Origin of the sequence: Parapusillimonas sp. JC17 (assembly GCF_052180245.1) — a bacterium.
Lineage (GTDB): Bacteria > Pseudomonadota > Gammaproteobacteria > Burkholderiales > Burkholderiaceae_B > Parapusillimonas.
This window is the reverse complement of the sequence record NZ_CP197474.1, coordinates 4,087,488-4,100,877: the sequence shown is the minus strand read 5'-3', so window position 1 is coordinate 4,100,877 and position 13,390 is coordinate 4,087,488. Positions and strand designations below refer to the sequence as shown.

Genomic DNA, 13,390 nt, shown 5'->3' with positions numbered 1-13,390 from the left:
ATCAGGAGGCAACAGCATGCACGATCTTGTGATTCGTGGGGGTACCGTCGTCGATGGTACGGGTCAGGCTTCGTTTACGGGCGACGTGGCGATCGAGGACGGCAGAATAGTCCAGGTCGGTGGGCAGGCAGGCGCGGGGCGGCGGGAAATCAACGCCGACGGGTGCCTGGTGACACCGGGCTGGATAGACATACACACGCACTACGACGGACAGGCCACCTGGGATCCTTATCTCAGCCCTTCGACCTGGCACGGGGTGACGACCGCCGTCATGGGCAATTGCGGTGTGGGATTCGCCCCCGTCAAGCAGGATCGCCGCGATTGGCTGATCGCCGTGATGGAAGGGGTGGAGGACATACCGGGTTCGGTGCTGTCGGAAGGCATACAGTGGGAATGGGAAACCTTTCCCGAATACCTGGATGCGCTCGACCGCAAGCCGAAAGCGCTGGACATCGGCGCCCAGGTGCCGCATTCGGCAATGCGCACCTATGTCATGGGAGACCGGTCCGTCCACCACGATGAGGCGTCGCCCGAGGACCTGCGGGAGATGCGCAAGCTGCTGCGCGAAGCCATGGACGCCGGTGCCATGGGATTCTCCACATCCAAGACCTTCCTGCACAAATACGATCAGCGCAAGTATCCGCCGGGCACCTTTGCCACCGAAGAGGAACTGATGGCGCTGGGCACCGTGATGGGCGAGGCGGGGCACGGCGTATTCCAGATGACCGCCAACCATCCCTTGATGGAGCAGGAGATTCCCTGGCTGAACGCCCTGGCCCGCCACAACAGGCTGCCTGTGCTCTTCAACATGCAGCAGACCGACGACGCTCCCGATGTATGGAAGCAGCTGTTGGTGACGCTGGATCGGGCGCGCGAAGACGGCGTGCCGCTGCTCGGAGGCATCAGCGGCCGGCCGCTGGGCATATTGTTCTCTTGGGAAAGCACGCTGCATCCCTTTGTTGCGCACCCAACCTTCAAGGTCTTGCGCAAGCTGCCATTCGAAGAAATGATCGCCCAGTTGCGCGACCCGGTCGTCAGGCAGAAAATCATGAAAGAGCAGGCCGGTTTGCTCGACCGCCGCGCCACCACGCTCTTCAGCAGCTTCCACAAGATCTACCCGCTGGGCGACAATCCCGACTACGAGCCGTCGCCCGGCAACAGTATCGCCGCCATTGCGCAGCGGACCGGACAGGCGCCGCTGGACATCATCTACGACCTGATGCTCGAGAAGAACGGCAAAGCGATCCTGTACTACCCGTCCTTCAATTACGCTTACGAGCATCTGGACCATCTTCACCAGATGCTGAAGCACGACAACACGGTCAACAGCCTGTCCGACGGCGGCGCGCACTGTGGCTATATCTGCGACGTCAGCATGCCGACTTTCATGCTCAGCTACTGGACGCGGGATCGCGAGCGCGGACCGCGCCTGCCTTTGGAGTGGGTCGTGAAACGCCAGACGTCCGATACGGCCCGGGTTTACGGCCTGCATGATCGGGGCGTCCTGCAGGCGGGGCGCAAGGCCGATCTGAACATCATCGACCCGGACGCCCTCAGGCTGCACTGTCCCGAAATGGTGTACGACCTGCCGGCCGGTGGCCGGCGCCTGGTTCAACGCGCCGACGGCTATCTTGCAACGGTCGTGAACGGCCAGCCCATCTACGAGCATGGGCAGGCCACCGGCGCCTTGCCCGGCAAGCTGTTGCGCAGCCGCGCCGGAGGCCTTCATGCCTGATCCGGTGATGGACCAGGTCTTCCTGCACGGACGAACGCACAGCGCATGGCGTGAAAAGCCGGTGCCGGACGACCTGCTGCGCAAGCTCTTCATGATGACCGTCATGGGGCCGACATCGGCAAACTGCCTGCCGCTGCGCATCGCTTTCGTAAGCAGCCCGGACGGCAAAGAGGCCCTGGTGCCGCTCATGGCGGCAGGCAACCGGGAAAAAACCCGGACCGCGCCGGTCACTGCGATTCTCGCCTACGACCTGGCCTTCTATGAAAAGCTGGACAGGCTGTATGCCCATGAGCCCAACGCGGCCTCCTGGTTCACCGGCAGTCCCGCGGCCACGCGAGACGCCGCCCTGAGAAACGGCAGTCTGCAAGCGGGCTATTTCATCATGGCCGCAAGAGCGCTGGGCCTGGATTGCGGCCCTATGGGCGGGTTCGATGCTCCGGCGGTGGCCAAGGCGTTCTTTCCGGGCCGTGCCTATGAAGTCAACTTGCTGTGCAATCTGGGATACGGCGACCACTCCGTCCTGCACCCCAGGCTGCCCAGGCTGTCCTTCGAGGAAGCATGTGTCATGGTTTGATGAGGGCCCTTTGGCCTGCCGGCGGGGTCAGACCCCGTATGGGGTCTGACCCCATCAACAGGCCCTAGGCCGGCAGGGTGGGCGGGACGTCGAGCTTGACCACCTTGCCTTCGGTTTCGGGCGACGCCGCGGGATAGCGATGCATGACCTGGGGGTCGTGGCCCGGAATAACATGCTGAGGCGAGTCGGCCAGGCTGTGCACCAATCGATGGCCTTCCAGCATGTCGCCCACGTTGTAGACCACGGGGAAGGGTATCTGCCGGTCGATATTCCCATAAAGATGGGTCGCGTCCGACGCCAGCACCACCCAGCCGCGTCGCGTCCAGACGCGCACCGCCTGCAGGCCCGCCGTGTGCCCGCCCACGAGATGCAGGCTCAGGCCGGGCGCGAGTTCGGCGGTTCCGCGATGGAACTTGACCTGCCCGCCATAGAGCTTCCGGACGAAGCTGACGATGTCCTCTACGTTGAAGGGTTGGCGCAGCGCCGGGTGGCACATGCAACGCCCGGTCGCATAGGCGGATTCCGCGTCCTGTACATGAAACGTGGCTTGGGGGAAACGGTCCAGGGTGCCGGCGTGATCGTAGTGCAGATGGGTGATGATCACGTCCCGGACGTTGGCGGCAACGACGCCGACCAGGGCCAGCCCTTCCTGTACCGGGAGCAGGAGCTCGCGGCCGCGGGCCCGGGCGGCGGCGTCTTCGAAGCCGGTATCGACCACGTAGATTTCATCGCCGCGGCGCGCAACCCACACGTAATAATCGAGATCCGAGTCCGCGTCGTGGAAATCCACCGAACCGATATAGTTGTCCTCCGCTTTTCGGCCTTGATGGCGCGCATACCGGATCGCATAAAGTTCGAAAGGGGAAATGCCTTGGACGCCCATGGCTTGGTCTCCGGAGTCGATTCACGGGGCGGCGGAAGCCTTGCGGGTGCCCGCATCGTCGTGGGTCTTGCGCAGCAGTTCGATGGCGATGGCCGCGGCATTGCGCACGTGCCGGGCACCGGCGCGGCGGGCGGCTTTTTCGTCTTTGGCTTCCAGCGCTTTCAAAAGATCGCCCAGCTCGGCCAGACTCTTTGCCGCACGCCCTGGCGCTGCCATGGACATTGACCGCAAGAGCATGATCTGCGAATTCAACAGGCGCAGGCTGTTGGACAGCGCCTCGTTGCCGGCGCCTTCGAGAAGGCAGCGATAAAAGTTATTCTTGGCTTTCAATTGGCTGAGAGGATCCTGATTGGACCAGGAGGCGTCCAGTTCCTTATAGGCGGCCTTGAGAGCGCCAAGCTGCTCGGCCGTCGCGCGCTGCGCGAACAGCTGGCTTGCCAATCCTTCGAGTTCTTCGCGGACCCTGTATATGCCGTCTGCCTGTTCGGGAGTGATGGTCTCGACCACAGGCCCTCGATGCGGAATGACCTTGATCAGCCTTTCGGTTTCCAGCTGGCGCAGCGCTTCGCGGACCAGCGTGCGGCTGACGCCTGTCATTTCGCACAATTCGCGTTCCGGCAGGCGGTCTCCGGGATGGAACCGGCCCGCAAGAATGGCATTGCGTATGCTTTCCGTCACACTATGGCGCAATACCGCGGCAACGCGATGCACCTTGAAATCGTCATCCACTTCCTGGGACTTCATATGGGTATCTGTGTCCTTTGATAATTCGATCATACAATATGATTATTATGGCTTCAATGAGCGGCCGCGGCCATTGTCGCAAGATTCGCCGCATCGGGCGAATCTTCCAGGCGCCAGACGGCATCGATCAGCCGCGTGGCGTCGCAGCCCGACCGTCCATGGCGGCACAAGTCGCGAAGCTTGTCTTCGATTTCCCCATCGGTAAGAGGGCGGGCCAGGGCGCCGCGTGCCACGTGCACATGTTCGCGAATGACCTCGCCATCCTGAAAGCGAATTGCCACCTCGGCGCTGTCTATCGGGTAGCTGGCGTCGTCATGGAACTGCAGTAACGCACCCAGCGACCGCAGGGCGGGATCCGCCACCGCGGCATCCGAAAAAGCATCCAGGCCTGCACGTCCGTACACAAGAGCCATGGGAACGGCATGCTGGGCGCTTACCTGGGACTCCCTTCCATTCCGTGCGCCGGGCCGGTCTGTACGCTGTCGCAGCAGCGGATGGCCCGTCAGCGCTATGGACTGGATGGCGTCCAAGCGTTTCTTGTCGATGCGGGCGGACAAGGACAGGCATGCATCCAGCACGGGATTCAGAACCACGCCGCATGGATAAGGCTTGTAAGCCACCTTCCGGATTTCCCAGTGGTCGCCCAGGCTTTGAGTGATGGCGTCGAAATCGGGTGCCCGGCCAAATACGGACAGGAAGCCATGGGATCCTTCCAGAGGGCGGACAGGACCGTCGAAATCGTCCTGGGCCAGCAGGCATGCCAACAACCCGTTGCGGGCGGCATTGCCCACGCTCACGCTTTTGGACATCGTTCCCAGACATTCGACCAGCCCTCCGGCCTGGCATGCCGCCGAACCCATTGCCCAGCACAATCGCGCCGGGCTCAGGCCCAGAGCGCGGCCCGCGGCCAGCGCCGAGCCGAAGACCCCGCAGGTGGACGTGATGTGCCAGCCCTTGTCGTAATGGAAGGGCGAAATGGCGTTGCCGATGCGGCACTCGGCTTCCACGCCCAGCAGGAAGGCCATCATGAAGTCCCGGCCATGCATCGGGACGGTTTCGCTCAAGGCGAACAAGGCCGCGGCGACCGGGGCGGTGGGATGAATGATGGTGGGGACATGCGTGTCGTCGAAGTCGTACACATTTGCGCCCATGGCATTGATGGCCGCGGCGTTGAGCATGTCCAGGCGTTCATGGCGGCCGACCAGTGTCGTGGAGGCTGCGGCCGAGTAGCGCGAATAAACGGCTACCGCCTTGTCGAGAGTGGGATCCTGGCACCCCGCCAGGCATACGGCAAAGTAATTGAGCAGCGCCCGCTTGATCTCGTGCCGGACCGCATCCGGAACCTGCTCCCAGGAGGCCGTATGGATGAAATCCGCCAACTGTACGGACACATGATTGGGCTCTGGTGATATGGAATGCATGGCGGGGCTCCCTCCGGTCGTCTCACTATGGATCGTATAAATATTCGTATATTGTATGACGATATTATTGACAGATTGATAGGCCGGCGTTCATAATTTGCTGGACTTTCCCCTCCATCCTCACAGGAGCCAGCACGACCATGCGCGAAGAATTCAATACCGAGCTGTTTGCAAAAGGCCTGAAGAATCGTCAAGAGGTGCTCGGTGCCGAGCATGTTCAAAAATCCCTCGATGCGGCGGACGACTTCACCGCCGATATGCAAAAGCTCGTCACCGAGTGGTGCTGGGGGGAACTCTGGAGCCGTCCGGGCCTGGACCGCCGCACGCGCAGCATCATCAACCTGTCCATGCTTTCCGCCTTGAACCGTCCGCACGAAATCCGCCTGCATGTGCGCGGGGCCCTCAACAACGGGCTGACGCAGGACGACATCAAGGAAATATTCCTGCAGGTGGCCATCTATTGCGGGGTGCCGGCGGCTCTCGACGGCATGAAGGTGGCCGCAGAAGTCATCGCCGAGGAGAAAGCGCGGCATGCCGCTGCGGGAGCACAATGATGACCGCGCTCCAATCACGGGTCGGACTGGTCGGCGTGGGCGCCATGGGCGCGCCCATGGCGGCATGCCTGATCAAGGCCGGCCATCAGGTCTCGGTCTTCGACAGCAATCAAGAGCGCAGCGCGGCGTTTGCCAAGGAACACGGCATTCAACCGGCCGCTACGCTTGCCGAGCTTGCCGGGCAGTCGGACGCGGTCATTACCATACTGCCCAACAGTGCCATCGTCGAACAGGTCCTGTTCGGCGAGGCCGGCATGGCGCCTGCGCTGCGGCGGGGCGCCATGGTCATTGAAATGACCTCGGGCATTCCCAGCAAGACGGTGGCGTTCAGCGAGCGCTTGGCAGCCCAGGGCGTGCTGCTCTTCGACGCGCCTGTTTCGGGCGGCGTCCCGCGCGCGCGCAGCGGCGAGCTCACCATCATGGCGGGCGGCGAAAAAAGCGATATCGACGCCGCCATGCCGATTCTTTCGGCGCTGGGCAGCGTGATCCACACGGGGCGCATCGGCACCGGCCATGCCATGAAGGCGCTCAACAACCTGGTGTCGTCGGCGGGCTTTCTCATCGGCATCGAGGCCCTGCTCATCGGGTCCCGGTTCGGCATAGAGCCTGAAACCATGGTCGACGTCCTGAATGTATCCACGGGCATGAACAACAGCACACAGAAAAAATTCAAGCAGTACGTACTGTCGCGCAAGTTCGATTCCGGCTTCGCCATGAGCCTCATGGTCAAGGACTTGACCATCGCGCTGGGCATTGCGCACGAAAACGACGTCAATGCGCCGTTCGCGGAGCTGTGCCGCAACCTGTGGGCCGGCGCGAGCGCCGTCCTCGGGCCGCAGGCGGATCATACCGCCGTCGCCCTGCTCAGCGAACGGCTGGCGGGAACCCAGATCGGCGACGCCCCGCCGGCCTGACCATCGCCGCAGGGCGGGCACCACCATCAAAAGGAGACGACAATGAAAAAGACGATAGCAATGACTGTACTGGCCGCCGCGGCCATCCTGCCGCTTGGCGCGCACGCCGAAGTCAGCAAGCTCAATATTCCGCTGGGGGCGGGCGGCTTCGGATTCCTTCCGCTGCACATGATGAAGGAGCACAAGCTGATCGAAAAACATGCCGAAAAGGCCGGGCAGAAGGTCACCATCAACTGGGCGAACATCGGCGGCCCATCCGTCATGATCGACGCGCTGCTGTCCGGATCCGCGGACTTCATCTCGGCGGGCCCGCCTTCCTTCCTTCTGCTGTGGGATCGCACCAAAGGCACCGCGAACGTAAAGGGCGTGGCGGCAATCAGTTCCATGCCCATGTACCTGAACGCCCGGGCCCCGCATCTCAAGTCTCTGGATGACCTGAAGGAGGGCGACAAGATCGCGGTGACCTCCGTCAAGTCGTCCATTCCATCCATCGTGATGCAAATGTACGCAGTCGAAAAATACGGCAAGGATCAGGCGTTCCGGTTCGATCCTTATACCGTCAGCATGAATCACGGCGATGCCGCGTCGGCGCTGATTTCCGGCGGCGGCAGCATTGCGGCGCACTATGCCTCTTCGCCCCTGGCCGAGCGCGAGATGAAGACCGACGGAATCCGTACCATCCAGAATTCCGACGACGTCATGGGCGGGTCCACCACGTTCACGATGGTTTCCACCACCACGCGTTTCCACGATCAAAACCCCAAGGTCTATGCGGCGTTCGTGGCGGCCCTGCAAGAGGCGCAGGAAATGATCAAGGCAGACAAAGAGGCCGCGGCCAAGGTGCTGATTGCCTCGATGGGGGGAAGCGGCGCCGTGCCGGACATGGTGGAGATCCTGAACAACCCGGCCATCAAGTACACCGCCAAGCCTGAAAACGTCATGAAGTACGCCAACTTCATGCATGAAATCAAATCCATCAAGAACCGTCCCGAGAAGCTTGAGGAGCTCTTCTTCCCCGGTCCCGCCGTGTCGGCCGGGAATTGAACGGATAGTCCGGAGACCGCCGTCCATGCCTCATTCCGCAACACCATTGCTGTCCGTGCAGGGGGTCACGCTGCGTTATCGCACGAAAGACCACCTGATCACGGCCACCTATCGTGTCAGCTTCGATGTCTACCGTTCCGATCGCTACGTGATCGTGGGTCCGTCCGGCTGCGGCAAGTCGACGCTACTGAAAGCCGTGGGGGGATACCTGCCCACGGTCGAAGGGCAGATCCGGCTCAATGGCGAAGAAATCGCCAAGCCCGGCCCGGACCGGGTCATGGTGTTTCAGGAGTTCGACCAACTGCTTCCCTGGAAGACCGTCAAGGAAAACGTGGTGTTCGCTCTCACGGCAAGCGGCCGCCTGGACCGCAAGGCGGCGGTCGAGAAAGCCATGCACTTCATCGACAAGGTCAATCTCGCAAGCTTCGCAGACAGCCTGCCGCATACGCTTTCGGGAGGCATGAAGCAGCGCGTGGCGATCGCGCGGGGCATGGCCATGGAGCCCGAGATCCTGCTGATGGACGAGCCCTTCGCCGCGCTCGACGCCCTGACGCGGGCCAAGATGCAGGAAGAATTGCTGCAGCTATGGGAGGACACCCGGTTCACCGTCCTGTTCGTCACGCACTCCATTCCCGAAGCGGTCAGAATCGGCAGCAGGATCCTGCTCTTGAGTCCGCATCCCGGGCAGGTCCGCGCGGAACTGAACAGCGAAGGGACGGACGTCGCGGGTCCCGATGGCAAGCTGCTGAGCCAGCGCATCGAGGACTTGCTCTTCGAAGAAAACGCTATGCAAGGGAGGATGGCGCATGTCTGAAGCCGCGGCCAAGCCCGTCCATCGCGATGAAGTCGTCAATACGGTCGAAGACAAGGGATACGGCGTCATCGAGAAGCCGCTGAGTGTCTGGGAAAGGCTGCTGGACAACGGCGTTTTTCGCAAGAGCGTCATGCTGATCCTGCTGGCGCTCGTATGGGAAGCCTATGCCAGATGGTCGGGCAATCCCTTGCTGTTTCCCACCTTCGTCGCAACGGTCCAGGCCTTCTTCAACGGGATCCTGACCGGCACCTTGTTGCACGCCACCTGGACGTCGATCTCACTGTTGCTGCAAGGCTATGCGGCGGGGCTGCTCATTGCCGCCTTGTTCACGGCGTTTGCAAGCGCCACGCGCGTGGGCGCCGACCTGCTCGAAACCCTGACTTCCATGTTCAACCCCCTGCCGTCCATTGCGCTGCTGCCGCTGTCGATGATCTGGTTCGGGCTGGGCAATGCCAGCATCATCTTCGTGCTGATCCACGCGGTATTGTGGGCGGTGGCTCTCAATACCCATTCAGGCTTTCGCTCCGTGAGCCTGACCTGGCGCATGGTGGGCCGCAACTATGGCCTGACCGGACTGCGGTACGTATGCAAGATACTGATCCCGGGCGCGTTTCCCAGCATTCTCACGGGCATGAAGATAGGCTGGGCGTTTGCCTGGCGCACCTTGATCGCGGCCGAGCTCGTCTTCGGCTCCAGCTCTGGATCCGGCGGTCTGGGATGGTATATATTCCAGAACAAGAACATGCTCGACATTCCCAACGTATTCGCGGGACTGCTTACGGTCATTCTGTTCGGGCTGCTGGTCGAGAACCTGATTTTCCGTGTCGTGGAACAGCGCACCATCGGACGCTGGGGCATGCAGATCTGATGCCGGTCCTGTCCGAAACCCTGGCCCGGTTCGCGGCGGAAACTTCCGCCGAGGCCATTTCCGCGCTGGCGATGGAGCGCGCGAAAATGAGCCTTGCCAGCACGCTCGCCAGTTCGGCCATGGGGCAGGACATTTCTTCCGCCCGCATTGTGCGGAACCTCGAGCTGGAAGACGGAGGCGCCGCGCAGGCCACTGTGTGGTTCCAGGGCGCTCGCCTGCCATTGAGCCGCGCAGTGAGGGTGAACGCCATGGCAAGCGACGCGGCCGCCTCCGACGACAGCGACATGCGCAGCATTGCCCATATCGGAACCATCGTTTCCAGCACGGCGCTTGCCCTGGGCGAATACACAGGCAAAAGCGGCGCGGAACTGTTGCGGGCAATGGTTCTGGGCTACGAGATCGCAGGAAGGATAGACGAAGCGCTTACCCCCGGACGCATGCAGCGCGGCTTCCATGGGTCCGTATCCACCGTGTTCGGCGCGGCCGTAACCGCAGCCCGCCTGCTCGATCTCGATGCGAAGCGCATGGCGCACGCGATCTCTCTGGCGGCAACGTCCATCGGCGGTATGGCCATCGCCGCCGACACCAGTTGCGCCCGTGAATACCATGCTGGCAACGCAGCCATGATCGGGGTGCAGGCATCTTTGGCGGCCATGCGCGGCTATGAAGGCGAACTGGCCGTTCTCGAATCGCCGCGCGGCTTCCTGAGCGCCATGAACGGGCAGGCTTTCGATGACATCGCCAAGGACCTGGGCAAGGACTGGGATGTCGTCACCGATATGGCCATCAAGCTGATGCCCGGCGCTCATCCGTTTCATGCAACGGCCGAAGCCGCGGCCGATGCCGCGATGGCCGGAAACGTATCCCCTTCCGATATCGAGCGCGTCACGATATCGTCCGCAGTGCAATGGACCAACTTCAAAGGCGAGCCGCATCCGCGCAATCTGGTGGATGCGGCCCACAGCCTGTTTTATTTCGTGGCGGCGTCCATCGTCGAACGCAAGTTCGATTGGGACGCCATGACGGCGGCAAAGATGCGAGACCCCGTCATCGGCGCCGTGCAAGACCGGATCGTGTTCGATCCGGACCCCCCGCCATTGCCCGACCGCTTTCCACATCGCCATGGCGGCAGCGTCGCGATCCTGCTGAAAGACGGTCGGGAATTCGTCAGCACCTGCCGCGCTCCGCGCGGGTCGGGGGCTAGAGGCATAGACTGGAAGGATATCGACGCCAAGTACCGGCGGCTGGCGCCGATGTCGGGCATGAACCCGGAACAGGTGGAAGCAAGCCTGGGCCTGCTGCGAAACTTCGATGAACTGCAGGACGTCGGCGAGCTGATGGAAATACTGGCCCGTCCCAGGGGTCAGACCCCGTACGGGGCCTGACCCCATCAAATACCCAGGAGTTAGACGCTGAGGGGTCAGACCCCGTATGGGGTCTGACCCCTAAGCGGCAGGGGCTTACTTCGAGCCAGCCAATGCTGCTGGAACAACATACCCAGGGAAATGCTTATCGAGGGCTTGCTTGAACTCGGCCGACTTGAACGACTCAGCAAGATCCTTGGCCCATTGCTTGTCCTTGTCTGCCGTGCGTACGGCGACAACCTGTTGATATTGGATGGGCGGCTCTTCCAGGACGACGGCGCTGGTCAGCGCCAGGCCCGCGGCAATGGCGAAGTTGCCGGGCACGATGGCGAAATCCGCATCGCCCACGGTGCGGGGAAGTTGGGCGGCTTCAACCGGCTGCAGGCGGATCTTCTTTGGATTTTCCGTCACATCGCGTTCGGCGACACGCAGCGGATCGATGTCGGCACGGACCTTTACCAGGCCGTTCTTTTGCAGCAGCAGCAAGGCACGTGCAAGATTGCTGGGGTCATTGGGCAGGGTGTAGCGGTCGCCTTCCTTGGTCTCGTCCAGGCTCTTGCGCGTCTTGGAATAGATGCCCATGGGCGCGGTCGTGCTCTGCGCAATGTCGATGATGTCGAGCTTCTTGTCTTCCTTGAAACGGTTCAAGTAAGAAATGTGCTGGAACAGATTGGCGTCCAGCGAACCTTGGGCGAGAGCCAGGTTGGGCTGCACGTAATCGTTGAACTCCACCAGCTTGACCTTGTAGCCCTTTTGTTCAAGCTGAGGCACGATGGCGAGCTTGAGGACATCATAGTTGTAGCCGGCCGTTGCTCCAAACACCAGGTTCTGCTTTTCGGCATCGGCCGCATGCACGGTTGCACCGCCCAGGGCCACGGCCGCCGCGAAAGCACCAAGAACAATACGACGACGAATATTCAACATGTTGTCATTCCTTTTTAAGTAAATGGATCAGCGCTTATCCAGGCGGTGGGCAATGGCGTTGCCCCCGAACTGGATGATCTGCACCAAGATGATCAGTAATGCCACGGTCAGCAGCATGACGTCGGTCTGGAACCGGTAATAGCCGTAGCGTATGGCCAGGTCGCCGATGCCGCCCCCGCCCACCACGCCGGCGACCGCCGAATAGGACAGGAAGCTGACGGCGAGGACGGTCAGCGCCAGCATCAGGCCGGAACGCGCTTCGCGAACCAGCACGCGGCGCACGATCTGGTACTGTGACGCTCCCATGGCCTCCGCCGCTTCAATGACGCCGCGTGGCACTTCACGCAAACTCTGTTCTACCAGACGCGCGAAGTACGGAATGGCCGCCACCGACAAGGGCACTGACGCCGCAAGCGGCCCAATCGAGGTGCCCACCACAGTCGTGGTGATCGGCGTCAATACCACCAGCAGAATAATGAACGGGAAGGATCGTACGGTGTTCACCACCCAACTGACGATCAAATAGAGCTTGCGGTTTTCCAGGGCTTGGTTAGGGCCCATCTGGAACAGCAATACGCCCAGCGGGCCGCCAATCACAATGGCACAGGCGACGCCGATGCCCAGCATCAGGAAGGTCTGTGCGATGGCGAGCCAGAGTTCGGGAAGAATGGCAATGATGTTTTCGCTCATGATCACTCGGCAGCAAGGCCTGCAGATGCAGACAATGAATGTTCCTTCAGGATTTGCATTTTCAGGCGTTCTTTTTCCAGCTCTTTGCCGAGCGCGCTCAGGCGTTCGGTGGACTGGTCGTCGGTATCGAACTGTTCGACCAGTTCGCCATGCTCGAGCACCGCTACGCGGGTGCACAGAGTCTGCACCACCGAGAGCTCATGCGTGACGATCACGATGGTCACGCCCAATTTTTCATTGATGTCCCGCAGGGTATGAAGCACGCTGCGCGTGGTTTCCGCGTCGAGCGCAGAGGTCGGCTCGTCGCACAACATGACCTTGGGCCGGGGTGCCAGCGCGCGCGCAATGGCCACGCGCTGCTTCTGGCCGCCAGACAACTGGGCAGGATAATGCTCGGCCTTGTCCGTCAGGCCCACCAGCGCGAGGCATTCCTGTACGCGCGACTTCAACTCCTTACGCCCGAATCGCCCGTGTAAGGTCAACGGAAAGGCAACGTTCTCGTAGACCGTGGCGTTTTGCAGGAGGTTGAACTGCTGGAAGATCATGCCCAGGTTTTGGCGAGCCAGGCGCAGTTCCGGCGTAGACAGTTGGGTGAGGTCGCGCCCCTCGAGCAGCACCTGCCCGTTGTCGGGGCGTTCCAGCAGATTGATCATGCGCAAGAGGGTCGATTTTCCGGCTCCACTGCGGCCGATCAGGCCGAAGATCTGGCCCTGGCCGATATCCAGGGAGGTCGGCGCCACGGCTGTGAACATTCCGCCACCCGGCATGGGAAACGTCTTGGTCACGCCTGACAGCCGAATGAGCGGCATGGCGTCCTGGTTGTGACTGGAATGCATGGCAAAAGAGAGAGGCGGAGGGGCG

General features: G+C 61.9%; 14 protein-coding genes. 8 read left to right on the top strand and 6 right to left on the bottom strand.

Annotated features, from left to right (window positions below; genetic code table 11):
* The first annotated feature begins 16 nt into the window (after positions 1 to 16).
* Both ACSBPU_RS19785 and ACSBPU_RS19780 read left to right on the top strand, forming a co-directional pair.
* A complete protein-coding gene (locus ACSBPU_RS19785; protein ID WP_442593491.1) occupies positions 17 to 1,735 on the top strand; it encodes an N-acyl-D-amino-acid deacylase family protein in 1,719 nt (572 codons plus the stop codon).
* Complete coding sequence (locus ACSBPU_RS19780) at positions 1,728 to 2,309, top strand: malonic semialdehyde reductase (protein WP_442593490.1); 582 nt, start codon at positions 1,728 to 1,730, stop codon at positions 2,307 to 2,309. Before ACSBPU_RS19785 ends, ACSBPU_RS19780 begins: the two co-directional genes overlap by 8 nt.
* Positions 2,310 to 2,373: 64 nt before the next feature.
* On the opposite strand, the gene ACSBPU_RS19775 is transcribed toward ACSBPU_RS19780, so the two are convergent.
* From ACSBPU_RS19775 to ACSBPU_RS19765, 3 genes are read right to left on the bottom strand one after another with little or no spacing between them, the layout of a single operon-like run.
* Complete coding sequence (locus ACSBPU_RS19775; RefSeq protein WP_442593489.1) at positions 2,374 to 3,192, bottom strand: N-acyl homoserine lactonase family protein; 819 nt, start codon at positions 3,190 to 3,192, stop codon at positions 2,374 to 2,376.
* Between the two features lie 21 nt (positions 3,193 to 3,213).
* On the bottom strand, positions 3,214 to 3,936 hold the full coding sequence (locus ACSBPU_RS19770; RefSeq protein WP_442593488.1) for a GntR family transcriptional regulator: 723 nt from the start codon (positions 3,934 to 3,936) through the stop codon (positions 3,214 to 3,216).
* Between the two features lie 53 nt (positions 3,937 to 3,989).
* Positions 3,990 to 5,357, bottom strand: a complete 1,368-nt coding sequence (locus ACSBPU_RS19765) for an MmgE/PrpD family protein (protein ID WP_442593487.1) — start codon at positions 5,355 to 5,357, stop codon at positions 3,990 to 3,992.
* 140 nt (positions 5,358 to 5,497) lie between these two features.
* Between ACSBPU_RS19765 and ACSBPU_RS19760 the strand changes: the two genes are divergently transcribed.
* The 6 genes from ACSBPU_RS19760 to ACSBPU_RS19735 are packed head-to-tail and all read left to right on the top strand — an operon-like array spanning position 5,498 to position 10,936.
* Positions 5,498 to 5,911 carry a carboxymuconolactone decarboxylase family protein gene (locus tag ACSBPU_RS19760; protein WP_442593486.1) on the top strand — a complete coding sequence of 138 codons (414 nt, stop codon included), beginning with the start codon at positions 5,498 to 5,500 and terminating at the stop codon, positions 5,909 to 5,911.
* A complete protein-coding gene (locus ACSBPU_RS19755; RefSeq protein ID WP_442593485.1) occupies positions 5,818 to 6,825 on the top strand; it encodes an NAD(P)-dependent oxidoreductase in 1,008 nt (335 codons plus the stop codon). The genes ACSBPU_RS19760 and ACSBPU_RS19755 overlap by 94 nt, the downstream gene beginning before the upstream one ends.
* A gap of 42 nt (positions 6,826 to 6,867) precedes the next feature.
* Entirely contained in the window at positions 6,868 to 7,869 is a 1,002-nt protein-coding gene (locus tag ACSBPU_RS19750; RefSeq protein WP_442593484.1) for an ABC transporter substrate-binding protein, read from the top strand.
* Positions 7,870 to 7,894: 25 nt separating this feature from the next.
* Positions 7,895 to 8,683 (top strand): ABC transporter ATP-binding protein, encoded by a 789-nt coding sequence (locus ACSBPU_RS19745; RefSeq protein WP_442593483.1) that lies wholly within the window; start codon positions 7,895 to 7,897, stop codon positions 8,681 to 8,683.
* Positions 8,676 to 9,551, top strand: coding sequence for an ABC transporter permease (locus tag ACSBPU_RS19740; RefSeq protein ID WP_442593482.1), 876 nt, complete (start codon positions 8,676 to 8,678; stop codon positions 9,549 to 9,551). The genes ACSBPU_RS19745 and ACSBPU_RS19740 overlap by 8 nt, the downstream gene beginning before the upstream one ends.
* Complete coding sequence (locus tag ACSBPU_RS19735; RefSeq protein ID WP_442593481.1) at positions 9,551 to 10,936, top strand: MmgE/PrpD family protein; 1,386 nt, start codon at positions 9,551 to 9,553, stop codon at positions 10,934 to 10,936. Before ACSBPU_RS19740 ends, ACSBPU_RS19735 begins: the two co-directional genes overlap by 1 nt.
* Before the next feature lie 75 nt (positions 10,937 to 11,011).
* On the opposite strand, the gene ACSBPU_RS19730 is transcribed toward ACSBPU_RS19735, so the two are convergent.
* The 3 genes from ACSBPU_RS19730 to ACSBPU_RS19720 are packed head-to-tail and all read right to left on the bottom strand — an operon-like array spanning position 11,012 to position 13,365.
* Positions 11,012 to 11,839 carry a MetQ/NlpA family ABC transporter substrate-binding protein gene (locus tag ACSBPU_RS19730; protein ID WP_442593480.1) on the bottom strand — a complete coding sequence of 276 codons (828 nt, stop codon included), beginning with the start codon at positions 11,837 to 11,839 and terminating at the stop codon, positions 11,012 to 11,014.
* A gap of 27 nt (positions 11,840 to 11,866) precedes the next feature.
* Positions 11,867 to 12,529: an ABC transporter permease subunit gene (locus ACSBPU_RS19725; protein WP_180067141.1), complete on the bottom strand. Its 663-nt coding sequence runs from the start codon at positions 12,527 to 12,529 to the stop codon at positions 11,867 to 11,869.
* Between the two features lie 2 nt (positions 12,530 to 12,531).
* Positions 12,532 to 13,365, bottom strand: a complete 834-nt coding sequence (locus ACSBPU_RS19720) for a methionine ABC transporter ATP-binding protein (protein ID WP_442593479.1) — start codon at positions 13,363 to 13,365, stop codon at positions 12,532 to 12,534.
* Between the last annotated feature and the right edge of the window lie 25 nt (positions 13,366 to 13,390).